Genomic DNA, 24,602 nt, shown 5'->3' with positions numbered 1-24,602 from the left:
CATGACGATTGCCGCCACGCCCGCCGATGGTTTCGATCTTGAGGTGCAGACGCTGATCATCGGCGCGGGGGCCTGCGGGATGGTCGCGGCGCTGGCCGCGCAGGAGGCGGGGCAAGAGGTGCTGGTGATCGAGGCTGACCCCCTGCCGCGCGGGTCCACCGCACTGTCGGCGGGGCTGATCCCGGCGGCGGGGACGCGGTTTCAGGCGGCGGCAGGCATTGCTGACGATGCGGCGATCTTTGCCGCCGATATCCAGCGCAAGGCGCATGACGAGAATGACCCCGATCTGGTCGCGGCCTTGGCTGCTGGCTCGGGTCCGGCGATTGACTGGCTGGCGGAGCGGTTCGGTCTGCCGTTCTCGGTCGTGACCGATTTCGACTATCCCGGCCATGCGCGGCGGCGGATGCATGGCCTGCCCTCGCGGTCAGGGGCGGAACTGGTGGACCGGTTGCGCCAGACCTGCGAGGCGGAAGGCATCGACATCATCTGCGAGCGGCGCGCGACGGTGCTGCATCATGAGGCTGGCCGCATCACTGGTGTGACCGTCGCCTTGCCCGATGGCAGCACGGAATCCATCGGCTGTGAACGGCTGATCCTGGCCTGCAACGGATACGGCGGGAATCGCGCCATGGTGGCGGAGCATATGCCTGCGATCAGCGAGGCGCTCTGGTTCGGCCATGATGGCAACCGGGGCGAGGCTGTGCTGTGGGGACAGGCGCTTGGGGCGCGGACGCGGCATCTGGGGGCCTATCAGGGGCACGGCAATGTGGCGCATCCGCATGGTATCCTGATCACTTGGGCGGTCATCACCGAGGGCGGCGTGCAGGTGAACCTTGACGGGCGGCGGTTCTGGAACGAGGCGCAGGGCTATTCCGAGGCGGCGCGGGCCGTGATGGGACAGCCACAGGGGCAAGCCTGGGCGATTTTCGATGCGCGCATCGCCGGGATTGCGCGGCAATTCGCAGATTTTCAGGCGGCGGAGGCGCAGGGGGCGGTCAAGACAGCCGGGACGGTGGCGGAATTGGCTGCGGTGACGGGGCTGCCTGAAAGCGCCTTGGCCGAGACTCTGGCCGCGATCCCGCAGGGCGGCACGGATGCTTTCGGACGCAGCTTTCACACGCCACCGCTGACGCCGCCCTATGCCGCCGTGCGCGTCACCGGCGCGTTGTTCCATACGCAGGGCGGGCTGGATGTGACCGGCACCGGACGCGTGCGCCACAGGGACGGCACGCTGTTTGCGAACCTGCACGCCGCAGGGGGTGCGGCCTGCGGAGTGTCCGGCACGGCAGATAGCGGGTATCTGTCGGGCAACGGGTTGCTGAGCGCGGTCGTTCTGGGGCGCGCGGCGGGGATGGACTGGCCCGTCTGAGCCGCCCCTTGCGCCTGCGGCGGCGGGGCGGCACTCTTGGATCGGCACGGTTCGGGAGGGGACGATGGCACCGCAGAAAAACATCCTGTTCATCATGTTCGACCAGTTGCGCTGGGATTACCTGAGCTGCGCCGGGCATCCGCATCTGAAGACCCCGCATATCGACCGGCTGGCCGCGCAGGGTGTGCGATTTACCCGCGCCTATGTGCAAAGCCCGATCTGCGGGGCCAGCCGGATGAGCACCTATACCGGGCGCTACACCTCGAGCCACGGGGCGCAATGGAACGGCTTTCCCCTGCGTGTGGGCGAGCAGACACTGGGCGATCACCTGCGCCGCCTTGGCATGGGATGCTGGCTGATCGGCAAGACCCATATGCGCGCCGACCGCGAGGGGATGGCCCGGCTGGGGCTGGAACCCGACAGCATGATCGGCGCGCGGCAGGCGGAATGCGGCTTTGACGTGTGGGTGCGGGATGATGGTCTGTGGGCCGAGGGGCCGGACGGGTTCTATGACGAAAGCCGCAGCCCCTATAACGCGTTTCTCAAGGCGCAGGGCTATGAGGATGACAACCCCTGGAACGCCCATGCCAATGCCGGGATCGCGGACGGGATGATGGCCAGCGGCTGGTTCATGGCCAATGCCGACAAACCCGCCAATATCGCGGAGGACCACAGCGAAACCCCATGGCTGACGACCGAGGCGATGCGCTTCATCGCGCAGGCGGAGGGGCCGTGGTGTGCCCATGTCAGCTATATCAAGCCACATTGGCCCTATATCGTGCCGGCCCCCTATCACGCCATGTTCGGGCGCAACCATGTGCCCGCCCCGATGCGCCATCCCGCCGAGCGCGACGATCCCCATCCCGTCTATGCGGCCTTCATGGACACGGTGATCGGGCGCGGCTTTTCCCGTGACGAGGTGCGCGAGAAGGCCATCCCCGCCTATATGGGCCTGATCAAGCAATGCGACGATCAGATGGGGCGGCTGTTCGCCTTTCTGGAAGAGACGGGCCGGATGCAGGACACGATGATCGTGATCACCTCGGATCATGGCGATTATCTGGGCGATCACTGGCTGGGCGAGAAGGACATGTTCCACGACTGTTCGGTCAAGGTGCCGCTGATCGTTTACGATCCGTCCCCTGCGGCGGATGCGACGCGGGGCACGACCTGCGATGCGCTGGTCGAGGCGATTGACCTGACCGCGACCTTCATCGACTTTGCCGGGGGCGAGGTGCCGGGACATATCGTCGAAGGGCGGTCCTTGATGCCGTTCCTGCACGGGCAGGCGCCGGAAGTGTGGCGCGATTTCGCGATCTCCGAATATGACTATTCGGTGCGGCCCTTCGCCCGGACGCTGGTCCGCGACAGCCGCGATGCGCGGCTTTTCATGGTCACGGACCATCGCTGGAAGTTCATCCATGCCGAGGGCGGCTTTCGCCCGATGCTGTTCGACATGGCCCAGGACCCCGAGGAATTCTTCGATCTGGGCGACAGCGCGGATCATGCCGAGATCATCGCGCTGATGTATGATCGTCTGGGCCGGTGGGGGCGGCGGATGTCGCAGCGGGTCACGCGGTCCGAGGCGGATATCGCCGCGATGTCCGGCAAGTCGCAGCGCAAGGGCGTGCTTCTGGGGCTTTATGACCGGTCCGAAGTGTCCGAAGAGGTCGCCGCGCGCTATGCGCCGCGCCCGGTCAAGGATCATCGACAGGACAGGTGAGTGCCGAAAAACAAGGCAGTTGGACCTGCGCCTGCCGTGCAGTGCCGCAACGCAGCGCGACATATCGCCTGCCCTGCCCTGTCCGGTGTTGCGGGAATCACGGTGCGCGCGTAGGCCCCGCCTATGGACAAACGTGCCCGCCTGACACGATCCGACTGGCTTATGGCCGGACTCGCGGCTCTGGCCGAGGCGGGACCCGTCGCCCTGAAGGCCGAACCGATGGCGCGGCGGCTGGGCACGACCAAGGGCTCGTTCTACTGGCATTTCGCAGATGTGCCTGATTTCCACCTCCAGATGCTGGAACTGTGGGCCGGGGGCGCGGTGGAGCATATCCCCGCGGCGCTGGCCGATCAGCCGACAGCCGTGGCCAAGCTGCGCCGCCTTGGCCAGATCGTGGCAGGGAGCCAGCATCCGGTTCTGGGCGACGTGCCGGTGGAACCCGCCATCCGTGCCTGGGCGCGCGAGGATGCGCGGGTTGCGGAGACGCTGGCCGCGGTGGACAGGGCGCGGATCGCCTTCATCCAGGGCTTGCTGACCGAGGTCGAGATCACAAATCCCGAAATGGCGCGGATCATCTATGCGGCCCATGTGGGCATGCAGGACCTGACCGCGCGGGACGGGATCGACAATGCCAGCCCGATGGGATCGCTGGTCGATCTGGTGCTGGCGCTGCGCTGATCCGGTCAGCTCGCCGCAATCCGCCGTGCGAAGCCATCCACGAAACGCTGTCTCGCCTCGGGCAGGGGTTTGTTGCCCAGTGCGGGGGCCAGATGTTCGCGCAGGAAATGGCCCGTGGTGCGAAAGCCTTCGGCGATATCCGCATCCGGCGCCGGGCCATGGCCCATCAGGCAGGGTGGTAGCGGCAACAGGCGGTCGGCCCAGTCGCCCGCGCCCGCCCGCGACACCGCGCGGCCTGATCGCGGCGAAACATAGCTCAGGTCATTGGCTCCATGCCCCAGAACGGCGCAGGTGCTGAGGTCCAGACCGAAGCCTGTCTCTTCCAGCAGGGCCAGTTCCCATTGCAGATAGGCCAGAGGCCAGAGGTCCTGATCGCCCAGCAGGTCCAGCAGCGCCTCGCTGCGGGCATAGAGCGCGGGATGGGCCTCGCGTTCGGGCAGGGCGAACAACAGCAGAGCGGTCACGGCGTTCAGCCCCGACAGCGCCTGCCGGTCCGACAGCGCCGCCGCGCGGGAGCGCATGGGTTCGACCGTATAGCTGCCGATATGATCCTCCAGCCGGGCGCGCCATGTCACGTCAAGCTGTGCGCCGGGTTGCAGGATGGGGGCGATCTTGCGGCTGGCGCCGCCGCGCACCACACCGGCGTGGCGACCATGATCCAGCGTGAACACCTCGATGATGGCCGCGGATTCACCGTGCCGTCTGCTGCTCAGCAATATCCCCTGATCGCGCCAATCCATGCGGTGACTATAGACCCTGCGGTCAGTCCGACAATCCCGGTTGATCCAGCAGGTGGCGGCCCTGCCGGTCCTCGACCTCGATCACCCAGATGTCGCGGTCGCGGTCGCGCTGGCGGCGCAGGGCGGCGTCCACCTCGGCCTCCTCGCCCTCGGCGAGCACGACCCATGCGCGGTTCCCGGTCATCAGGTCGAAGGAGCGTTGGAACACGCGCGCCTGCCCGTCCAGCGTGTTCAGCTTTACCAGCACCGCGCCGCCCGTGTCATCGCCATGGGCCACGACAAAGGCGGGGATATCGGCAAGCCTGAGCCGCGCCAGATAGGCCGCGACCCAGAAACCGGCGGTCAGCCTGTCGGACATGGCACGCGCCCCTGCTTCATCTTGCCAAAAATACTCATTGCGCGAGGGCGGCGTCAGGCATTGCCGTCTTTGAAGTCGAGACCCATTTCGGAATAGCGTTCCGCCTCGTCCAGCCAGTTTTCGCGCACTTTCACTTGCAGGAAGAGATGGACCTTGCGGCCCAGAAATTCCTCCATCTCGGCGCGGGCGGCCTGGCCGATGGCCTTGATCGTCTCACCCTTGTTGCCCAGCACGATGCCCTTGTGGCCGTCGCGGATCACATAGATGATCTGGTCGATCTTGGCCGAACCGTCCTTGCGCTCTTCCCAGTTTTCCGTCTCGACGGTCAGCTGATAGGGCAGTTCCTGATGCAGGCGCAGGGTCAGCTTTTCGCGGGTCATTTCGGCGGCGATCATGCGCATGGGCAGATCGGCGATCTGGTCCTCGGGGTAGAGCCATGGGCCTTCGGGCAGTTCTTTCGCCAGCCATTCGCGCAACGCCTGCACGCCGTGGCCTTTTTCGGCGGAGATCATGAAGGTTTCCACGAAGGGGAAACGGTCGTTGAGGTCTTTCGTCAGGCCCAGCAGCACCTCGGATTGCACGCGGTCGATCTTGTTGATGGCCAGCGCCACGGGGCGGCTTTTGCCGATGCCTTCCAGCCCGGCGAGAATCTTCTGCACGCCATCGGTGACGCCGCGATGCGCCTCGACCAGCAGGACGACGATATCGGCATCGGCCGCACCGCCCCAGGCCGCCGCGACCATCGCGCGGTCAAGCCTGCGTTTGGGCGCGAAAAGGCCGGGCGTATCCACAAAGACGATCTGGGCGTCGCCTTCCATCGCCACACCGCGGATGCGGGCACGGGTGGTCTGCACCTTGTGGGTGACGATCGAGACCTTGGCCCCCACCATCCGGTTGAGAAGCGTCGACTTCCCTGCGTTCGGCTCGCCGATGAGGGCCACAAAACCTGCGCGTGTCATGCGCTCTCCAATCTGTCCAGCAGGGCCTTGGCCGCTGCCTGTTCCGCCTGCCGCTTGGAGCCGGCGGTGGCGGCTTCCGCCTCGCCATTCTCAAGCTGGGCCGACATTGTGAATACCGGGGCATGATCCGGCCCGGACCGTTTCAGTTCAACATATCTGGGGGGCGGCAGACCGCGGGCCTGTGCCCATTCCTGCAGGGCGGTCTTGGCATCGCGGGCATCTTCCTCGACCGCGGCGATCCGCTTGCCCCAAAGCCGCAGGATCATGGACCGCGCCGCCTCGAAACCGGCATCCAGATAGACGGCGGCGATCAGGGCCTCCATCGCATCGCCCAAGAGCGCCAGTTTGCGGCGCCCGCCCGAGATCATCTCGGAGCGACCCAGTTTCAGCGCGTCGCCAAGGTCGATCTGGCGCGCCACATCGGCGCAGGCTTCCTTGCGGACCAAGGCGTTATAGCGCGGGGCGAGTTGGCCTTCGGTCGCGGTGGGATCGTCGGACAGCAAGGCTTCGGCCATCACGAGGCCCAGCACGCGATCGCCCAGAAACTCAAGCCGCTGGTTGTCGTCCCGCGTGGCCGATGACATCGAGGAATGTGTGACCGCGCGCAGCAGAAGTTCGGGCCGCTGGAATGTATGCCCTATCCGGCCTTCGAGTGCCTTGAGATCCGCCGAGAGCCTCACTCGATCCCCTTGAAGTAGCGGTCGCTGCGCCATGTCCAGAAGGCCAGCATGGATGTGCCTGCGGAAGAGAACATGATCCGGTCGGCGCGGCCGATCAGGTTCTCGTAGGGCACGAAGCCGACGCCGCCCGCCTGCTGCGGCACGCGGCTGTCGGTGGAATTGTCGCGGTTGTCACCCATGAAGAAATAGTGCCCGGCGGGCACGGTATAGAGCGGCGTATCATCCGAGCTTTGACGCCCGATGTTCAGCACGGTGTGGCTGCGGCCTTCGGGCAGGGTTTCGATCTGGCGCGATTTGAGGCATGCCCCGCCTTCGCCCACGGGGCCGTTCTCGCAGCGCGGGCGCAGGCGTTGGGGGCCCTGGGCGGTCATGACTTCTTCGAATATGCCGTCGTCCTGCAGTTGCACGGGCTGGCCGTTGATGTGCAGGACGCTGTCGATCACCTGCACGGTTTCCCCCGGCAGGCCGACAAGGCGCTTGATGTAATCCTGACCGTTCACCGGATGGCGGAAGACGACCACGTCGCCGCGTTCCGGCTCTCCGCCCAGAAGGCGGGTGTTGTCGCCCCCCACAAAGCCGCAGATATCCTTGGCGTCGATGTTCAGCCCCACCACCGGCACGCGGATCGTGGGGCAGGAGGCGAAGGAATAGCCATAGGTCATCTTGTTGACGAAAAGGAAATCCCCGATCAGCAGCGTCTCTTTCATGGAGCCGGAGGGAATCCAGAACGGCTGGAAGAAAAGCGTGCGGAAGATGCCCGCGATCAGCAGGGCATAGACGATGGTCTTGATCGTCTCGATGATGGAATTGCCTTTTTTGGCGTCCGTGGCCATAGGGTCGTGCTCCTGCTCGGGCGGGTCAGCGCTACATGATGGGCGGGGGGGCGCGAGTCAAGCCAAGCCGGGCGCAATGGGCCGCGGCGACACCCCGGTTTTGCCTGCTTAAGGGACTTTCTCGGCGATCGGTCGCGCCTCGATCACCACGAAGGCCTGCGCCCAGGGGTGATCGTCGGTCAGGGTGACGTGGATGATGGCCTCGTGCCCCGGCGGGGTCATCGCGGCGAGGCGTTCTGCGGCCCAGCCCGTCACCTGCATCTGCGGCTGACCGCTGCGCAGGTTGGTCACGGCCATATCGCGCCAGCTGATGCCCATGCGCAGGCCGGTCCCCAGCGCCTTGGAGCAGGCCTCCTTGGCGGCCCAGCGTTTGGCATAGGTGCCGGCCACGTCCTTGCGGCGTTCGGCCTTGGCCTGTTCGGTGGGGGTAAACACGCGGTTGCGGAAACGGTCGCCAAAGCGGTCCAGCGTCGCGGCGATACGGTCGATATTCGCAAGGTCGGTGCCGATGCCAAGGATCATCGCTTGTTCCCTTGTTAGCCGGTGGCGCTGAACAGCGGGAAGCTGACGCCCAGCGCCCATGCCAACGCCAGACCCAGCCCAAGACCGGCGGCGGCCGCGCCGCTGCGTTGTGCCACCCAGCGGCCCATGAGGCCATAGATCACATAAAATAGCAGGATCACAGGCGCGATGAGGACCAGAAAGAACAGTTCCGACGGGTCCAGGGCCACGGCGAGTCCGAGCGAGGCCAGAACGCCCAGACGCGCGAGGATGCGCCTGCCCCATGTGCCGCGCCCTGCCCCGCTGATCAGGGCATCTGCCAGCATGAAGGGCACCGCGCCCAAGGCGAGGGCCGCGATGATCCAGCCACGCTCGGCCGTGGGCCAGTAATTCGCGCCGTAGCGGTCAAGGGCCAGACCGAACACCGCCAGCCCCCAGAGGATCAGGGCGATTGTCGCCAGCGGTGCGACCGGACCGGCGCGCAGGCCGAAGCGCCAGAGCAGCGCCAGTTGCAGCGCGCCGTAGATCATGAGGTGCACCGCCAGATGATCGGCGACCAGCACGGGCAATGTCTTGACGCCCAGCAGCACCGCCACGACCGGGGCCGCGACCATGGGCACCAGCAGCGCCAGCATGAACTGGCGTCCGGTGATCGGGGGCAAGGGCGCGGCTGTTGCTGGCAAGAGGCGCGACAGAGGCCAGGCCAGCGTCACGATGGCGGCCAGCAGGGCGGCCAGCCATGCGCCCGTGGCGGGCGGGGTTATCGTGCTGGAGCGGCCATAGGAGGTATCCAGCCAGTCCAGCGCGGCCGCCTGCCCCGTCTGGCTGAAGAGGACACCCACATGTTCCACGCCCGGTGCGACGATGACGGCGCGGCGGATGGTGTCTTGCGTGACGGTGTCGCCTTCTTGCGCGTCAGGGGCAACCATGTGCAGGGCCTTCAGGGCGAAGGCGCGCAAGGGCGGTTCACCCTGCCCCGAGATCAGCAGCATGTCGGCGGGGAAATCGGCTGTCACCGCCTGAGAAAAGGCGGAAATGGCGATGATCGGGCCAATGCCGGGATCTGCTTCGGCGGCGCGGATGATGATGTCGGTGGCCATGGAATGGCCCAGAAGCGCGACGGGGCCGGTCCAGCCTTCCGCCTGCCGCGCGGCGGCGACGACGTCCCGCGTCTGTTCGACCAGACGCATCGTGGTGCCTTCGATCACGGTGACATCGCCCGTCATCGGCTGCGGGTTGCGGCCATGCCCGTGGAAATCGAAGGACCAGACGCGGTAGCCCGCCTGCGCCAAGGGCAGGGCATAACCTTGCATCATCTGGCGCGATCCGGCGAAGCCATGGGCGACGATGACCAGCGGGCCGTCTGCTTCGGCAAAGGCGGCGCGGGTGACGGGAGTTTCCGCGATGTTCTGGGTTTGCAGGATCAGGCCGCTGCGCGCGGATTCGAGTTGCCAGACCGACAGCAGCGCGACAATCAGGCCCAGCAGCACGGTGCCCCGCCGCCAGAGGGCCATGCGCCGACGGCGGGCCGGATCCCCCTTGCGCCGTCGCGCCACGGGATCAGCCCTGCACTGGGGCGCGGGCCGCATCCATCAGGCGGCGCATTTCGTGGATGGCGGGGGCCAGACCGCGAAAGATCGACTCGCCGATGATGAAATGGCCGATGTTCAGCTCCATCACCTCGGGGAAAGCGGCGACGGGTTGCACGGTCTCATAGTTCAGGCCGTGGCCTGCGTGGACTTCAAGCCCCAGAGAATGGGCATAGGCCGACATCTCGCGCAGGCGTTCCAGTTCGGCGTCACGGGCGTCCTTATGGCCTTCGGCATGGGCGTCGCAATAGGCGCCGGTGTGCAATTCGATCACCTCGGCCCCGATGCGGTGGGCGGCTTCGATCTGGCGGGCATCGGCGGCGATGAAGATCGACACGCGGCAGCCTGCTTCGCGCAGAGGGGCGATATAACCGGCGAGGCGGTTTTCCTCGCGCGCGACTTCGAGCCCGCCTTCGGTCGTGCGTTCCTCGCGCTTTTCGGGGACGATACAGACCGCATGGGGTTTGTGGCGCAGGGCGATCCGTTGCATTTCCTCGGTCGCGGCCATCTCGAAGTTCAAAGGCACGCTGAGGACCTGCATCAGCCCTTCAATGTCTGCGTCCGAGATGTGGCGGCGGTCTTCGCGCAGATGGGCGGTGATGCCGTCGGCGCCCGCCTCCTCGGCCAGTTTGGCGGCGCGCAGGGGATCGGGATAGGCTCCGCCGCGCGCGTTGCGCACGGTGGCCACATGGTCGATGTTCACGCCAAGACGCAGCTTTCCAAGGGGTTTCATCGGCCTATTCCTTTCGGGTCAGTCAGTTTTGTGACGGGCATCGGCGCTGCGTTTGGCTTTGGCCTTGAGCGCGGCCAGCTTGGCCTTGATCGCCCCGCTGCGGCGTTTCTGATAGGCGCGGATCAGGGGCACGCTGAGAAAATAGCAGATGGTTGCACAGATCAGACCCGGAATGATGCCGCCGATCAGATAGGGGAAGAACACCTCGTTGTAGAAGATGGTGAGGTTGTGCCAGTCGGCGGTGCGGTCGGTGAACATCGCCAGAAAGTTGTTCTTGAGCGCGTCGCCCGCATCCATGAACTTGCCGCCCAGCGAGCGGGCGATGTGATCATCCGAACGGGGCGGTTCGCCCAACAGGAAATAGCCCATCCGCATCGAGACCACGCCGATGGGCACATAGGTCAGCGGGTTGCCGAAGAAGGTGGCCAGCAGCGAGGCCAGCACATTGCCGCGCATGACGAAGGCGATGGCGGCGGCGGTGATGAAATGCAGCCCGTAAAAGGGCGTGAATGTGGTGAAAACCCCGGCGAAGATGCCGCGGGCGATCTTTTCCGGCGTGTCGGGCAGGCGGTGCAAGCGGTGGCGGACATATTGCGCGGCCCGCGTCCAACCGCCGCGCGGCCAGAAGAACTCGGCCACGATCTTCCAGAGCGGGCGCTTATCCCTGCGCTTGAATACCAAGGTCCGACCCTTCCCTTACCCGTTCAGAGCGCTGGCACGGGACGGGTCCCGGAACCGCTCAACCGCGGCGACATCGCTTTCCGCTTCCAGCGCGGACATCACGGAATGCAGATGTTCCGCGTCCCGCAATTCGACATCAATCAGCAGACGATAAAAATCTGGTTTGCGATCCACGAATTGCAAGTCCGAGATATTGGCCTTCTGCTCGCCGATCAAGGTGCAGACGCGCCCCAAAACGCCCGAGTCATTGCCGATGGTCAGGTTCAGCGTGGCTGTATGGATGGGCGGGTGCTTGCCCGAATGCCAATGCAGGTCCAGCCAGCGGTCGGGCTGATCCTCGTAGGCGGTCAGCGCCTCGCAGTCGATGGCATGCACGACAACACCCTTGCCACGGAAGGTGATGCCCACGATCCGTTCGCCGGGAAGCGGCTGACAGCAGCGGGCACGGTCGAAGTTCTGTTCTGGCGACAGGCCGATCACGGCGCGTTTGGTGTCGATCTCGTCGGTCTGATCCGGGGTCAGATCGGGATAGACCGAGCGGACCACCTCGCGCGCGCTGAGTTCGGCGCTGCCCAGACGGGCCAGCACCTCGTCGCGGCCATCAAGGCGCAGGTGGCGGGCGGCGGTGTCCAGCACCTTGTCGGTGGCTTTCTTGCCCAGATGTTCAAAGGCAGAGCGCGCCAGTTCATGGCCCAGTTTGATGAAGCGGCCCCGGTCCACCTCGCGCAGGGCGCGGCGGATGGCGGCCTTGGCCTTGCCGGTGGTGGCGATCTCAAGCCATGTGGCCTGCGGGATCTGGCCCTGGGCGGTGATGATCTCGACCGACTGGCCGTTCTTGATCCGCGTCCAGAGCGGCACGCGCATGCCGTCGATCTTGGCGCCCACGCAGGCGTTGCCGATGCGGGTGTGGATCGCATAGGCGAAGTCGATGGGTGTGGCACCCCGCGGCAGTTTCACCACATCGCCCTTGGGCGTGAAGCAGAAGACCTGATCGGAATACATCTCGAGCTTGACCGCTTCGAGGAATTCGTCGTGATCCTCCTCGGCGTCGAACTGTTCGGACAGGCCCGCGATCCATTTGGCGGGATCGACGGCGAAGGGGTTCTGGGTGCGCACGCCGTCGCGATAGGACCAATGCGCGGCCACGCCGGTTTCGGCCACATCATGCATCTGGCGGGTGCGGATCTGCACCTCGACCCGTTTGCCGTCACGGCCTGACACCGTGGTGTGGATCGAGCGGTAGCCGTTGGATTTCGGCTGGCTGATATAGTCCTTGAAGCGGCCCGGCACGGCGCGCCAGCGTTGATGGATCACGCCCAGCGCGCGGTAGCAGTCTTCTTCGGAAGCGGTGATGACGCGGAAACCGTAGATGTCCGAGAGGCGGGAAAATCCCATCTCTTTTTCCTGCATCTTGCGCCAGATCGAATAGGGTTTCTTGGCGCGTCCGAAAACCTGCGCCTCGACCCCGGCCTTTTCGAATTCGCTGCGCATGTCGCCGGTGATGCGGTGGATCACATCGCCGGTTTCCTTTTGCAGCGTGATGAAGCGGCGCATGATCGAGGCGCGGCCTTCGGGGTTCAGGACCTTGAAGGCCAGATCCTCAAGTTCCTCGCGCATCCATTGCATGCCCATGCGGCCTGCCAGCGGGGCGAAGATGTCCATCGTCTCGCGCGCTTTCTTGGCCTGCTTTTCGGGGCGCATCGCCTTGATCGTGCGCATGTTGTGCAGACGGTCGGCCAGCTTGACCAGAATGACCCGCAGATCCTTGGACATGGCCATGAAAAGCTTGCGGAAATTCTCGGCCTGCTGGGTTTCGCTGGAGGACAGTTGCAGGTTCGTCAGCTTGGTCACGCCATCGACGAGATCCGCGATTTCGGTGCCGAAGCGTGACGCCACTTCGGCATAGGACGCCTTGGTATCCTCGATCGTGTCATGCAGCAGGGCTGTGACGATGGTCGCGTCATCCAGCCGTTGTTCGGTCAGGATGGCGGCCACGGCCACGGGATGGGTGAAATAGGGTTCGCCCGACTGGCGAAACTGGCCCTCATGCAGCGCGCGGCCATAGTCATAGGCCGCGCGGATCAGCGCCTCGTTCGTCTTGGGATTGTAGTTGCGGACCAGTGCGATCAGGTCTTCAACCGCGATCATTTAGTCCGCATCCTTTCTGCGCGCGGGCCTCAGCCCTGGCCCTGGGCTTCCATCAGGGCGCGCAGCAGTTTCTCTTCGGACATGTCGTCATCCATCGGCTTGTCCGCCGGCTCGCCACCGCCCATCAGGAGGGCCATCGAATCATCTTCGGGCTCGTCAACCTCGATCTGGTGCTGGTTCGATTCGATCAGGCGTTCGCGCAGTTCCGCGGCGGATTGCGTCTCTTCGGCGATTTCCCGCAGGGCGACGACGGGGTTCTTGTCCTTGTCACGATCCACGGTAATCTGCGCGCCAGCGGTGATTTCACGGGCGCGATGCGCCGCAAGCATCACCAGTTCGAACCGGTTCGGAACCTTGTCTACGCAGTCTTCAACGGTTACGCGGGCCATGAGAGCACTCCAATCAGCGGATGTCGTGTCGATACATGCTGTGATGCATCAGAAACCCGCTATTTAGGCTGGATCGGAGGCGGATACAAGCCGCTATTCCTGTGGCCGGACCTCGGCCCGTGCGGCGGCAGGCAAGGCCGCGCACATCTGTGCCACGCTTTGCCCGGTCAGCGGATGCACCCAGTCCGGCGCGATGTCGGCGAGGGGAATCAGCACGAAGGCGCGGTCCTGCAGGCGCGGATGGGGCAGGATCAGCCGATCCGGCACCGCCTCGACCTGCCGGTCGGGCGGCAGGCTGCGCCACAGGGCCTGCGTCGCGGCATCGGGACGCACAAGATCACCGGCAGCCAGCAGATCCAGATCCAGCGTCCGCATCCCCCAGCGCTGCGTGCGTTTTCGCCCGTGACGCGCCTCGATCCGGTGCAGCAGCGCAAGCATTTGCGACGGGTCCAGATCGCTTGCCAGTCGGGCGGCGGCATTCACGTAATCAGGTCCGGCCCCAGCGGGGAAACAGGGCGTATCGAAGAAACGGCTGACCGCCAGCAGGGTCACCCCCGCGGCCTCAAGATCAGACAGGGCCGCAGCCAGTGTGTGCGCCGGTGTTCCCTGATCGGATGGCAGATTGCCGCCCAGAGCGATAAGGTAATGATGATTGGGCATGATCTCGCAACTATCCTTCGATAGTCCCATATGCACTTGCGACTTATGGGACAACGGCCTAATTTCCGCTTTGCCTGTCGCATATTTTACACCCACGGACCATTCTTTATACGCGTACCCACCCACTCACACTCACGGACCCCGCGACACGGCGTCTACTCGGAAGGACCATTTATGTTTTACAAAGACGAACGGCTGGCGCTGTTCATCGATGGATCAAACCTATACGCCGCCGCACGGTCGCTTGGGTTCGATATCGACTACAAACTACTCCGGCAGGAATTCATGCGTCGCGGCAAACTCGTGCGGGCCTTTTATTACACCGCATTGCTTGAAAACGACGAATACTCGCCGATACGCCCCCTCGTGGACTGGTTGCATTACAACGGCTACACGATGGTTACCAAGCCAGCCAAGGAATATACGGACAGCCAGGGCCGTCGCAAGGTCAAGGGCAACATGGACATCGAACTGACCGTCGATGCGATGGAGCTGGCACCGCGCGTGGATCACATTGTCCTGTTTTCGGGCGATGGCGATTTCCGCCCTCTGATCGAAAGCCTGCAACGCCAGGGCGTGCGGGTCTCGGTCGTCTCGACGATCCGCAGCCAGCCGCCGATGATCGCGGACGAGTTGCGCCGGCAAGCCGACAATTTCATCGAACTGGATGAGCTTAAGGACGTGATCGGACGCCCGCCCCGCGATGTTCCCGCCCCCCGCGAGGGGATGGGCGATCAGGCGGGCTGAGGTCAGGTCAAAAGCTGTGAGCCATGCACATTGAAGAGGCGCCTGACGGGCGCCTCTTTCGTTGTGGGAAGGCGGGTTTCTGGGGTGCCGTCCCCAAGCGCGGTGCGCGCCCTAGTCCAGCGCGGCGTCGCGGTTGATGCGGTCGTGAATCTCGATCACGCGGGATGGCCATGTGCTTTTGATATAGGCCAGCACGGCGGCGATCTCTGTGTCGGACAAGATTCCGTCATAGCCGCCCATCCGGCTGCGGTAGCCATTTCCGACGATGGCCTCGATCCCGTATTTGGTGATGTCGAACAGTTGCTGGTCCGGGTGATGCCAGGTATGGCCGCTGGGATCATGGGGAGGCGCGGGCAGATAGCCGTCGGCATCGCGGCTTTGCCAATCCGGCTGACCCTGCAACCTGTCGCCGTGGCAGGCGGCGCAGTGATCGGCATAGACCGCCTGCCCTTGCGCCACAGCCTCCGGGTATTGCCATGGCAGAAAGCCTGCCGCGTCTTCGGCCCAGGCCGGGGTGGTTGCTGCCGCCATGATCGCCACTAACAGTCTGCTGCGCATCTTGATCCTTTGACTTTTGTCCGGTGACAGCATCCGCCACAGGGTCGCCCCTCGCAAGTCACAGCCCCGTGACGCGGCCACGCCCTTCTGGGGGCTGGACCCGAGGCGCATCAGGCTTTACCTCTGGCAGCAACAGGAGACCGCGATGACGAAACCGCCCCTTACCCTTTATCTGGCCGCCCCGCGCGGGTTCTGCGCCGGTGTGGACCGTGCCATCAAGATCGTCGAGATGGCGCTGGAAAAATGGGGCGCGCCCGTCTTTGTGCGGCACGAGATCGTGCATAACAAGTTCGTGGTCGATGGGTTGCGCGCCAAGGGGGCGGTTTTCGTCGAGGAGTTGGACGACGTGCCTGGTGATCGTCCGGTGATCTTTTCCGCGCATGGCGTGCCGAAATCGGTGCCTGCGGCGGCGCAGGCGCGCGAGATGATCTATGTGGACGCGACCTGCCCCCTTGTCAGCAAGGTGCATATCGAGGCGGAGCGGCATCACGAGAACGGGTTGCAGATCGTGATGATCGGCCATGCGGGGCATCCCGAGACCGTCGGGACCATGGGGCAGTTGCCCGCGGGCGAGGTCTTGCTGGTCGAGGTGCCCGAGGACGTGGCGAGGTTGCGGGTGCGCGATCCGGGCAAGCTGGCCTTTGTGACGCAGACCACGCTGTCGGTGGATGATACCGCCGCAGTGGTCGAGGCGTTGAAGGCGCGGTTTCCGGGGATCGTCGGGCCGCACAAGGAAGACATCTGCTATGCCACCACCAACCGGCAGGAGGCCGTCAAGGCGATGGCCCCCAGATGCGACGCCATGCTGGTGGTGGGGGCGCCCAATTCGTCGAACTCGAAACGTCTGGTCGAGGTGGGGGCAAGGGCGGGTTGCGCCTATGCGCAACTGGTGCAGCGGGCGAGCGATATCGACTGGCGGGCGCTGGAGGGGATTTCCAGCATCGGCATCACGGCGGGGGCATCTGCACCCGATGTGCTAATCACCGAGGTGGTGGACGCGTTCCGCGACCGCTTTGACGTGACGGTGGAACAGGTCGTCACCGCCGAGGAGAATGTGGAATTCAAGGTGCCGCGCGTGTTGCGGCAACCGGCCTGAGGCGGGTGATGCAAGGGGTGCCCCGTTCCGCGCTGCTGCTGGGTCTGGCGGGGTTGATCCCCTTTGTCTGGGGGGCGCTGACCGTGCTGTCGGAGCCGTTGAACGCATGGAGCGCGCAGACTTTTGGCGGGCGGTTCACCGGGCCGTATATCGGCCTGTTCTATGGCGCTGTGATCCTGTCCTTCATGTCCGGCGTGCTTTGGGGTTTTGCCACCAAGGCCAGCGGGGCGGTGGCGGCCTCGGGCTATGTCATGTCGGTGATCCCGGCGCTATGGGCGTTTTTCATGACGGGGGGCGGGCCGGTCAGTGCCGCGATCAGCCTGATGGCGGGTTTCATGGGGCTGCTGGCGCTGGACTGGATGTTCTGGAAACAGGGCTTGGCCCCGGCATGGTGGATGCATCTGCGGGTTTTGCTGACCGCGATCGTCGTGATCTGTCTGGCAGTCGTGGCCTTCGCCTGACATAGAGGGACCACTGATTTACGCGGAGCGGCGCCATGGCCCAGATGACCCTTTATTCGATGCCCTCATCCGGCAACAGCTACAAGGTGCGGTTGCTGCTGGCCCTGCTGGGGCGGGATTATGTGCATGTGGCCTGTGAGGCGGGATCGCCCGCGCTGGCTGAAGCCAAGGCCGAGGGTAAAGCCCCGCTGGGCAAGCTGCCCGTGCTGCATCTGGCGGATGGGCGGGTACTGAACGAATCCGATGCGATTCTGTGGTATCTGGGCGCGGGCACGGATTGGGTGCCATGCAATCCCTATGATCAGGCGCGGATGCTGTCCTGGATGTTCTTTGAGCAGAACCGCCACGAGCCGGTCATTGCGGTGCGGGCCGCGCTGCTGTGCTATCCTGAGCGTGCACATCTGGCCACGCCCGAGCGTCTGTCCGCCTTGCTGGAAGAAGGCCATGCGCTGCTGGCGCTGATGGAGGATGGCTTGCAGGGGGGCGCGTGGTTTTGCGGGGACAGGCCGACCATCGCGGATATCGCCCTTTACGGCTATACCTGCACGGCGGGCACCCGCGGCGGCTTCGACATGGCGCGGTTTCCGGGCTTGCAGGCGTGGTGCGCGCGCATGGCCGCCCTGCCCGGCTATGTCACCTTGGAGCATCAGCCATGACCCGGCTTTATGCCTATACGGACGGGGCCTGTTCGGGCAATCCCGGCCCCGGCGGCTGGGGCGCGCTGATGCGGGCCATCCGCGATGGCAAGATCATCAAGGAGCGCGAGTTGAACGGCGGCGAGGCCGACACGACCAACAACCGGATGGAGTTGCTGGCCGCGATCAACGCGCTGGAGGCGTTGGAACGGCCCAGCGAGATCACGATCGTCACCGACAGCGCCTATGTGAAGAACGGCGTGACCGCGTGGATCCATGGCTGGAAAAAGAACGGCTGGCGCACGGCGGACAAGAAACCCGTCAAGAATGTCGAACTGTGGCAGCGGCTGGATGTGGCGCAGGCGCGGCACAAGGTGACGTGGGAATGGGTCAAGGGCCATGCCGGGCACCCCGAGAACGAGCGCGCGGACGAATTGGCGCGCGCCGGGATGGCCCCTTTCAAGGTCAACGGGAAGGCGGGACGATGACCTTGCTGGTGCTGCTGGACTATGCCTCGGTTCTGGTTTTCGCGCTGACCGGGGCGCTGGTCGCGTCGCGCGCGCAGTTGGATATCGTGGGGTTTTTCTTCATCGCCTGCCTTACGGCGGTCGGCGGCGGCACCTTGCGCGATGTGCTGCTGAACCGCGAGTTCGTGTTCTGGGTGGCCGAGCCCACCTATATCGCCATAGCCTGCACGGCGGCGCTGGTGGTGTTTTTCACCGCCCATCTTCTGGAAAGCCGCTACCGCGCGCTGATCTGGCTGGACAGTCTGGCGCTGGCGGTGGCCGTGCCTGCGGGCGTGGGTGTGGCCATGGGGCTGGGGCAGCCTGCGGCCATCGTGCTTATCATGGGGATGGTGACGGGCTGTCTGGGCGGGCTGATGCGCGATGTCGTCTGCAACGAGGTGCCCTTGGTGTTGAAACAGGGGGAGCTTTACGCCTCGGCGGCCTTTGCGGGGGCGGGGGCGGCGTTGATCGCGCGCGAGGCGGGGGCGGATACGCTGACGGCACTGGCGGCTTGCGCTGTGCTGACATGGGTGCTGCGTGCCGGATCGCTGGCCTTTGGCTGGCGGTTGCCGGTTTACAAAAGCCGCCCGCCCAAGGTCTGACCCTCGGATAACGCGGGCCTGACGCCGATGTTATCGGGGGGAGATTGCGGCGCGACCTGCCCTTTCCCATCTGCGGGATGTTCTGGTGCTTCACGTTGAAAGGACATCCCATGCGCCATCTGTTTCTGACTGCCGCGATTGCCCTTGTTGCCCTGCCTGCCCATGCACAGAAAGACACCACGCCCATTGCTTTGGCAGAGCGGGGCAGCATGGTGACGGTGCAGGGCATCGTTGCCCGTATTCTGGACGAGGACACGTTCCGCCTGTCCGATGACAGCGGGGATATCCGGGTCTATGTCGGGCCGACCTACGTGCCGGCCGATGTCGGCGAAGCGGTCACGGTGCATGGCTTCGTGGATGACGACCTTGGCCCGCGCGAGATCTATGCCCGCAGCCTGACCCGTGCCGATGGCGAGGTCGTGACCTTCGATCACCGTTACTGAAAGCTTGGCCCGGCGCGCCTGTCAGCGCCGGGCATCCTCGAGGATCAGGTCCGAGGCGCGCTCGCCCACCATGATGGCGGGCGCGTTCGTGTTGCCGGTCGGGATTGTCGGAAAGACCGAGGCATCCGCGACCCGCAGCCCGTCGATCCCGTGCACGCGCAACCGCGCATCCACCACCGCCTGCATGGGATCGTTGCCCATCCGGCAGGTGCCGCATTGGTGAAACACGGTCCATGCCTTTTCGCGGATCACATCGGCCAGATCATCGTCGCTGTCCACCGTCCAGCCGGGGGTGATCTCATCCTCGATCACGGCAGCCATGGCGGGGGTGCGGGCGATCTTGCGGATCAGGCGGAAGCCTTCCAGCATGACGGCGCGGTCATAGTCGGTCGCGAGATAATTCGTGTGCATCTCGGGTGCGGCAAAGGGATCGGGCGAGCGGATTTGCAGCCAGCCGGTGCTGGTCGGCTTGCAGGGGTTGAAGCCCAGCAGGAAGCCCGGAAAGGGATCGGGGTTCATCAGGGGCCGGGTGCCGACCGGCGCGCGGGTATAGCTGACGGGTGAGAAGTAGAGCTGGATATCGGGACGCGTGGCCCCCTCCATCACGCGCACGAATCCGCCGCCCTGATTGAGGCTGAGCGCGAGCGGCCCTTTGCGGGTGAGGACGTAGCGCAGCCCTGCCCAGAGCTTGCCCATCAGCGGGGCGAGTTCCTGATTGAGGCTTGGGACCCGCGCGCGATAGAGGGCATCCGCGCCCAGATGGTCCGACAGGTTGCGCCCGACATGAGGGGCCTCGTGCAGCACGGGGATGCCATGTTGTTGCAGCACGCCCCCCGGCCCGATGCCGGACAGTTGCAGAAGCTGGGGCGAGTTGATGGCGCCGCCGGAGAGGATCACTTCGGCCCGCGCCCTGGCGGTCAGGGTGCGGCCCTTGTGGACATATTCCACGCCCACGGCGCGGCGGCCTTCGAACAGAACGCGTGTCACATGGGCGCGGGTTTCCACCTTGAGATTCGCGCGCTTCATCGCCGGGCGAAGGTAAGCCCGCGCGGCCGAGGCGCGCAGGCCGCCCTTGGTGGTGATCTGGTAGAGCGCCGCCCCTTCCATATCCGCGCCGTTATAGTCGGGGTTGGTGGGAAAGCCTGCCTGCTCTGCCGCCGTCAGATAGGTGCGGGTCAGGGGATGCACGTCATTTGCCACGTCATAGACGGGCAAGGGGCCGCCTGCGCCGCGAAAATCATTCGCGCCGTGGACCCAATCCTCCATCCGGCGGAACACCGGGGCCACGTCATCCCAGCCCCAGCCGGGCGCGACCGCGCCCCATTCGGCGTAATCTGCGGGGTGCCCGCGCACATAGACCATCGCATTGATCGAGCTGGACCCGCCCAGCACCTTGCCACGCGGCCAGTAGGAGCGGTTGCCGTTGCGGTTGGGATCGGGTTCGGTGGTGTATTTCCAGTTCACGCGCTGGTCGTAATAGACCTTGCCATAGCCGATGGGGACCTGCACCCAGAAGGTCAGGTCCGATCCGCCGGCCTCGAGCACCAGAACGCGGGTCTTGCCATCCGCGCTGAGGCGGTTGGCCAGAACCGATCCCGCCGATCCGGCCCCCACGATCACATAGTCGAATTCCTGCACGTCCTGCCCCTGCCCGCTGCGGGACTTTTCGCCCTGCCGGGGATGACATTAGCAATCGCGGACGCCATGAAAACGGCCAAAAACGACAGCCACGCGGCGATCTTGCACCATCTTCGCGGCTTTGCGCCAATGGCCAAGGGACCGACATGCGGCGGACGGCGTCCACAACAGCCGCCGCGCCCTGCGGATCGCCGCCTATCGGAGGACAAGTTCCAAGGCCATGATGGCAAAAACGCGCCCAGCATCGTAGCTTGCGCGATCAACGTGCTGAAACGGAAGGCCCCAGAATGAACCGCAATCTTCTCTATCTCGTGATCGGCCTGCTGGCTGCGGGGGTGATCGTCATCGGCTATCTCTATTATCAGGAAAGCCAGAGCGGCGTCGAAATCCGGATCGGTGATCAGGGTATCTCGATCGACGGGGATTGATCCCCGTCCGGCCGCGCAATGACGCTGCGACCATAAGATGCGTGAGGCGCGGTGCCCATGGGCGACAGGCCCGCGTCAGCCGGTCTGCCACCCGGTCAGGAAACTGGTGAGGTTCGCCCCCAGTTCGGGTTGCAGATAACCGCCCTCCTGCACGATCAGGGCGGGCAGGCCCATCCGCGCAATCGCTGCGGCGATGCGGGCGAAACCCGGTGTGGTGACGGCAAAGCCCTTGAACGGGTCATTCTCATGCGCGTCCAGCCCCAAGGCCACCACGATCACATCCGCGCCGAAATCCGCGATCCGCTCCAGCCCCATATCAAGCGCCGCCAGAAACGCCGCATCATCCGTGCCGCGCGGCAAGGGCAGGTTCAGGTTGTAGCCCAGCCCCGCACCCGCGCCGCGTTCATCGGCATGGCCCCAGAAAAACGGATAGAACCGTGCCGGATCGGCATGGACCGACACGGTCAGCACGTCGCGGCGGTGATAGAAGATGCCCTGCGTGCCGTTGCCGTGGTGCACGTCCACATCCAGAATGGCCGGCCGCCTGCCAGCGCGCAAGAACGCCTCGGCCGCGATGGCGGAGTTGTTGAGAAAGCAGAAGCCTCCGGCCAGATCGCCGAAGGCGTGATGCCCCGGCGGGCGTGACAGCGCATAGGCGACCTCGGCCCCGCCCAGCACCGCATCCGCCCCGCTGAGTGCGGTCTGCGCCGACCAATAGGCGGCGTCCCATGTGCCCGCTGCGATGGGACAGGCGGTATCGGCCTGATGATAGCCCGCCTGCCCAACTGCCGACAAAGGATAGGACGCGCCGCGCCGGTCGGGATGGATGTTCGGGATCACCTCGTCGCTGGCCCCTTCGATCCGCGCCCAGCGCGCATGGATCGTGCGCAGGAAATGCAGGTATTCCGGCGAATGGATGGCGGCCAGCGGTCCCATCCCGTGATCGGATGGCGCGGCGAAGCTGCATCCGGCGTTGAGGGCCGCCGCATGCAGCACCTCGATCCGTTTGGGCTGTTCGGGGTTGGGCGACATCGCGCCATTGGCCATGAACATTCTGGGATCATGCGCCCATTGGCGATCATCGAAAAAGGCTTTCATCGTGGTGGTTTCCTTCATTCTTCAGGCAGGGGGCGGATCAGAACGCCACCTTGTCGGGCCCTTTGAGGCCCAGCATCGCGCGCGCCTCGTCCGGGGTGGCAAGGGTATGGCCCAGATCCTCCAGCATCCCGCGCAGTTTGGTCACCTGTTCGGCGTTCGACCGGGCCAGCACGCCTTTGGAGAGATAGAGGTTGTCTTCCAACCCCACGCGGACATGGCCACCCAGTGCGGCTGACACCAGCGCCATCGGCATCTGCTGCCGCCCCGCTGCAAGGGTCGAAAACAGGTAGTCCGTGCCGAACAGCCGGTCGGCGGTGGTTTTCAGATGCACCAGATGATCGGGTTCCGCCGCGACGCCGCCCAGAACGCCCATCACGAACTGGATGAAGAGCGGGCCCTGCACCAGCCCCCGGTCGCGGAAATGCGCCAGCATGTAGAGGTGCCCCAGATCGTAGCATTCGAATTCGAACCGCGCGCCGCGCTCGGCCCCCATCAGGCGCAAGACGCCTTCGATATCGCGGGGGGTGTTCTTGAAGACCAGATCGTCGCTGTCGCGCAGGAAGGGTTCTTCCCAATCGTGCTGCCAGTCGGTGCGCTTGCCCAGCATCGGGTAAAGCGCGAAGTTCATCGTGCCCATGTTGAGGCTGCACATCTCGGGCTCGGCGGCCATTGGGCCCGCGATGCGCTCATGCAGCGGCATCACGGCGCTGCCGCCTGTGGAGAGGTTGATCACGGCATTGCAGCCCGCCTTGATGCGCGGCAGGAAGGCCATAAAATTCTCGGGCCGGGCCGAGGGGCGGCCAGTCAGAGGGTCGCGCGCATGCAGGTGCAGGATCGCGGCCCCTGCCTCAGCCGCGCCGATGGACTGTTCCGCGATCTGGTCCGGCGTGACGGGCAGATGCGGCGACATGGACGGCGTGTGGATCGACCCGGTGATGGCGCAAGAGAGGATGATCTTGGCCATGGGTCAGACCCGTTCCGTCATGGCCCGCAGCGCCAGCGGGGCGAAGGCGGTCAGGGCGGCGGTCAGTTTCGCGATGATCTCGTCCACATGCGCCTCGGTCGCGGTCATGGGCGGGCAGACAAGGAAGTGATCGCCCGCGCGCCCGTCGCGGGTGCGGCGGGCATAGATGATCAGACCTTCGGCATAGGCCAGTTCGACCAGTTCCAGATAAGCGTTCAGAGCGGGGGGCAGAGGCTCCATCGTGGTGCGGTCCGCGACCAGTTCAAAGGCCAGCAGAAGGCCCTTGCCGCGCACATCCCCGACAAAGGGAAAGCGGTCCATCAGACCTTCCAGCCGCGATTTCAGCAGTTCGCCGATGCGGGCGGCGTTCTGGATCAAACCTTCCGTCTCGATCACCTCGAGCACGGCCAGCCCCGCGGCACAGGCAAGCGGATTGCCCGCATAGGTGAAGCCATGGGCAAAGCCGCCCTGATCCAGCACCGGGTTGACGATCCGGTCATGGGCGATCATCGCGCCCAAGGGCGCATAGCCCGCGCCGAACCCCTTGGACAGCGCGATGATGTCAGGGGCCACGCCCCAGTGATCGGCCCCCAGAAACGCGCCGGTGCGCCCGCCGCCGCACATCACCTCGTCGTGGATCAGCAGCACGCCGTGACGGGTGCAGATCTCGCGCACCGCCTGCATATATCCCGCAGGCGGCACCAGCGCGCCGGTCGAGGCACCGCCCACGGGTTCCACGATGAAGGCCAGCACGGTGTCGGGACCTTGGGCCACGATCTCGGCCTCCAGCATGGCGGCGTAATGCGCGCCGGTGGCGGGGTCGCCCGCGTTCAGCCCGTCCAGATAGGCGCGCGGGGCGGGGATCTTGGGCATCACCTGCATCATCGGGGCGAAAGGATCGGCCAGCGGGCCGTAACCCGTGATGGCCAGCGCGCCCAGTGTGCAGCCGTGATAGCTGGGGCTGCGCGAGATCACCTTCCAGCGGCTGCCCTGCCCCACGGCCAGCGCATATTGGCGCGCTATTTTCAGCGCGCTTTCCACCGCTTCGGAGCCACCCGAGACAAAGAACACCTTCTCCATCCCCTCGGGCATGAGAGAGGCGGTTTTCGCGGCCAGTCGTTCGGACGGGTCGGTTTCGAAATGCAGGCGATAGCCGAAGGTCGACTTCTCCATCTGCGCGCGCATCGCGGCCAGAACATGGGGGTGGGAATGGCCGATATTGCTGACCATCGCACCCGAAGAGCCGTCAAGGTAACGCTTGCCTTCGATGTCCCACATATAGACGTCGCGCGCCTCGGCCAGCACGGGGCGGCGGGCGCGGGTCTGGTAGAACAGATGGCTTTCGAGCCGGGCATTCAGCAGAGGTTGAGACATGTCAGGGGTCT

Annotated in this window: 28 protein-coding genes; 11 read left to right on the top strand and 17 right to left on the bottom strand. The window is 65.2% G+C overall.

Annotated elements, in window-relative coordinates; all coding sequences use genetic code 11:
- The first annotated feature begins 1 nt into the window (after position 1).
- The 3 genes from PVW27_RS13540 to PVW27_RS13530 all read left to right on the top strand — a co-directional run bounded on the left by PVW27_RS13540 (position 2) and on the right by PVW27_RS13530 (position 3,770).
- Positions 2-1,369: an FAD-dependent oxidoreductase gene (locus PVW27_RS13540; protein WP_274558535.1), complete on the top strand. Its 1,368-nt coding sequence runs from the start codon at positions 2-4 to the stop codon at positions 1,367-1,369.
- A 64-nt stretch (positions 1,370-1,433) separates the two neighbouring features.
- The gene (locus PVW27_RS13535) at positions 1,434-3,092 is read left to right on the top strand and encodes a sulfatase-like hydrolase/transferase (RefSeq protein ID WP_274558533.1); all 1,659 of its coding nucleotides are present in this window, start codon (positions 1,434-1,436) and stop codon (positions 3,090-3,092) included.
- Positions 3,093-3,215: 123 nt separating this feature from the next.
- Complete coding sequence (locus tag PVW27_RS13530) at positions 3,216-3,770, top strand: TetR/AcrR family transcriptional regulator (RefSeq protein WP_274558532.1); 555 nt, start codon at positions 3,216-3,218, stop codon at positions 3,768-3,770.
- 5 nt (positions 3,771-3,775) lie between these two features.
- Here the strand turns inward: PVW27_RS13530 and recO are convergent, their stop codons facing one another.
- From recO to folK, 12 genes are all read right to left on the bottom strand, one after another.
- Positions 3,776-4,510, bottom strand: coding sequence for a DNA repair protein RecO (gene recO, locus PVW27_RS13525; protein WP_274558530.1), 735 nt, complete (start codon positions 4,508-4,510; stop codon positions 3,776-3,778).
- Positions 4,511-4,532: 22 nt separating this feature from the next.
- Positions 4,533-4,868, bottom strand: a complete 336-nt coding sequence (locus PVW27_RS13520) for a DUF1491 family protein (protein ID WP_274558528.1) — start codon at positions 4,866-4,868, stop codon at positions 4,533-4,535.
- A 53-nt stretch (positions 4,869-4,921) separates the two neighbouring features.
- Complete coding sequence (gene era, locus PVW27_RS13515) at positions 4,922-5,827, bottom strand: GTPase Era (RefSeq protein WP_274558526.1); 906 nt, start codon at positions 5,825-5,827, stop codon at positions 4,922-4,924.
- Positions 5,824-6,507: a ribonuclease III gene (gene rnc / locus PVW27_RS13510; protein ID WP_274558524.1), complete on the bottom strand. Its 684-nt coding sequence runs from the start codon at positions 6,505-6,507 to the stop codon at positions 5,824-5,826. Before rnc ends, era begins: the two co-directional genes overlap by 4 nt.
- Entirely contained in the window at positions 6,504-7,340 is an 837-nt protein-coding gene (gene lepB / locus PVW27_RS13505; RefSeq protein ID WP_274558522.1) for a signal peptidase I, read from the bottom strand. Before lepB ends, rnc begins: the two co-directional genes overlap by 4 nt.
- A gap of 108 nt (positions 7,341-7,448) precedes the next feature.
- Positions 7,449-7,862 (bottom strand): holo-ACP synthase, encoded by a 414-nt coding sequence (gene acpS / locus PVW27_RS13500; protein WP_274558520.1) that lies wholly within the window; start codon positions 7,860-7,862, stop codon positions 7,449-7,451.
- Positions 7,863-7,876: 14 nt separating this feature from the next.
- Positions 7,877-9,397 (bottom strand): alpha/beta hydrolase, encoded by a 1,521-nt coding sequence (locus PVW27_RS13495; RefSeq protein WP_274558518.1) that lies wholly within the window; start codon positions 9,395-9,397, stop codon positions 7,877-7,879.
- 4 nt (positions 9,398-9,401) lie between these two features.
- Positions 9,402-10,163: a pyridoxine 5'-phosphate synthase gene (locus tag PVW27_RS13490; protein ID WP_274558516.1), complete on the bottom strand. Its 762-nt coding sequence runs from the start codon at positions 10,161-10,163 to the stop codon at positions 9,402-9,404.
- 18 nt (positions 10,164-10,181) lie between these two features.
- Entirely contained in the window at positions 10,182-10,844 is a 663-nt protein-coding gene (locus PVW27_RS13485; RefSeq protein ID WP_274558514.1) for a DUF2062 domain-containing protein, read from the bottom strand.
- 15 nt (positions 10,845-10,859) lie between these two features.
- Positions 10,860-12,992 (bottom strand): RelA/SpoT family protein, encoded by a 2,133-nt coding sequence (locus tag PVW27_RS13480; RefSeq protein ID WP_274558512.1) that lies wholly within the window; start codon positions 12,990-12,992, stop codon positions 10,860-10,862.
- 29 nt (positions 12,993-13,021) lie between these two features.
- The gene (rpoZ, locus tag PVW27_RS13475) at positions 13,022-13,381 is read right to left on the bottom strand and encodes a DNA-directed RNA polymerase subunit omega (protein ID WP_274558510.1); all 360 of its coding nucleotides are present in this window, start codon (positions 13,379-13,381) and stop codon (positions 13,022-13,024) included.
- A 93-nt stretch (positions 13,382-13,474) separates the two neighbouring features.
- Entirely contained in the window at positions 13,475-14,041 is a 567-nt protein-coding gene (folK, locus tag PVW27_RS13470; protein ID WP_274558508.1) for a 2-amino-4-hydroxy-6-hydroxymethyldihydropteridine diphosphokinase, read from the bottom strand.
- Positions 14,042-14,215: 174 nt separating this feature from the next.
- On the opposite strand from folK, the gene PVW27_RS13465 reads away from it, so the two are divergent.
- A complete protein-coding gene (locus PVW27_RS13465; protein ID WP_274558506.1) occupies positions 14,216-14,788 on the top strand; it encodes a LabA-like NYN domain-containing protein in 573 nt (190 codons plus the stop codon).
- Positions 14,789-14,899: 111 nt separating this feature from the next.
- On the opposite strand, the gene PVW27_RS13460 is transcribed toward PVW27_RS13465, so the two are convergent.
- A complete protein-coding gene (locus tag PVW27_RS13460) occupies positions 14,900-15,346 on the bottom strand; it encodes a c-type cytochrome (RefSeq protein WP_274558504.1) in 447 nt (148 codons plus the stop codon).
- Positions 15,347-15,491: 145 nt separating this feature from the next.
- Between PVW27_RS13460 and ispH the strand changes: the two genes are divergently transcribed.
- From ispH to PVW27_RS13430, 6 genes are all read left to right on the top strand, one after another.
- Positions 15,492-16,442 carry a 4-hydroxy-3-methylbut-2-enyl diphosphate reductase gene (ispH, locus tag PVW27_RS13455; protein WP_274558502.1) on the top strand — a complete coding sequence of 317 codons (951 nt, stop codon included), beginning with the start codon at positions 15,492-15,494 and terminating at the stop codon, positions 16,440-16,442.
- An 8-nt stretch (positions 16,443-16,450) separates the two neighbouring features.
- Entirely contained in the window at positions 16,451-16,903 is a 453-nt protein-coding gene (locus PVW27_RS13450) for a DUF3429 domain-containing protein (RefSeq protein ID WP_274558501.1), read from the top strand.
- Positions 16,904-16,938: 35 nt separating this feature from the next.
- A complete protein-coding gene (locus PVW27_RS13445) occupies positions 16,939-17,559 on the top strand; it encodes a glutathione S-transferase family protein (protein WP_274558500.1) in 621 nt (206 codons plus the stop codon).
- Entirely contained in the window at positions 17,556-18,026 is a 471-nt protein-coding gene (gene rnhA, locus PVW27_RS13440; RefSeq protein ID WP_274558499.1) for a ribonuclease HI, read from the top strand. The genes PVW27_RS13445 and rnhA overlap by 4 nt, the downstream gene beginning before the upstream one ends.
- Positions 18,023-18,646, top strand: a complete 624-nt coding sequence (locus PVW27_RS13435; protein ID WP_274558497.1) for a trimeric intracellular cation channel family protein — start codon at positions 18,023-18,025, stop codon at positions 18,644-18,646. The genes rnhA and PVW27_RS13435 overlap by 4 nt, the downstream gene beginning before the upstream one ends.
- A gap of 110 nt (positions 18,647-18,756) precedes the next feature.
- Entirely contained in the window at positions 18,757-19,089 is a 333-nt protein-coding gene (locus tag PVW27_RS13430) for a hypothetical protein (RefSeq protein ID WP_274558496.1), read from the top strand.
- A 21-nt stretch (positions 19,090-19,110) separates the two neighbouring features.
- Here the strand turns inward: PVW27_RS13430 and PVW27_RS13425 are convergent, their stop codons facing one another.
- The gene (locus PVW27_RS13425; protein WP_274558495.1) at positions 19,111-20,727 is read right to left on the bottom strand and encodes a GMC family oxidoreductase; all 1,617 of its coding nucleotides are present in this window, start codon (positions 20,725-20,727) and stop codon (positions 19,111-19,113) included.
- Between the two features lie 287 nt (positions 20,728-21,014).
- Between PVW27_RS13425 and PVW27_RS13420 the strand changes: the two genes are divergently transcribed.
- Entirely contained in the window at positions 21,015-21,155 is a 141-nt protein-coding gene (locus tag PVW27_RS13420) for a hypothetical protein (RefSeq protein WP_274558494.1), read from the top strand.
- Positions 21,156-21,230: 75 nt separating this feature from the next.
- On the opposite strand, the gene PVW27_RS13415 is transcribed toward PVW27_RS13420, so the two are convergent.
- The 3 genes from PVW27_RS13415 to PVW27_RS13405 are packed head-to-tail and all read right to left on the bottom strand — an operon-like array spanning position 21,231 to position 24,591.
- Positions 21,231-22,253 (bottom strand): histone deacetylase family protein, encoded by a 1,023-nt coding sequence (locus PVW27_RS13415; protein WP_274558493.1) that lies wholly within the window; start codon positions 22,251-22,253, stop codon positions 21,231-21,233.
- A 37-nt stretch (positions 22,254-22,290) separates the two neighbouring features.
- Positions 22,291-23,217, bottom strand: coding sequence for a 3-keto-5-aminohexanoate cleavage protein (locus PVW27_RS13410; protein ID WP_274558492.1), 927 nt, complete (start codon positions 23,215-23,217; stop codon positions 22,291-22,293).
- A gap of 3 nt (positions 23,218-23,220) precedes the next feature.
- Positions 23,221-24,591: an aminotransferase family protein gene (locus PVW27_RS13405; protein ID WP_274558490.1), complete on the bottom strand. Its 1,371-nt coding sequence runs from the start codon at positions 24,589-24,591 to the stop codon at positions 23,221-23,223.
- Between the last annotated feature and the right edge of the window lie 11 nt (positions 24,592-24,602).

The organism is Seohaeicola sp. 4SK31 (genome assembly GCF_028802875.1).
GTDB lineage: Bacteria > Pseudomonadota > Alphaproteobacteria > Rhodobacterales > Rhodobacteraceae > Seohaeicola.
This window is presented reverse-complemented; position numbering and strand designations above follow the sequence as displayed.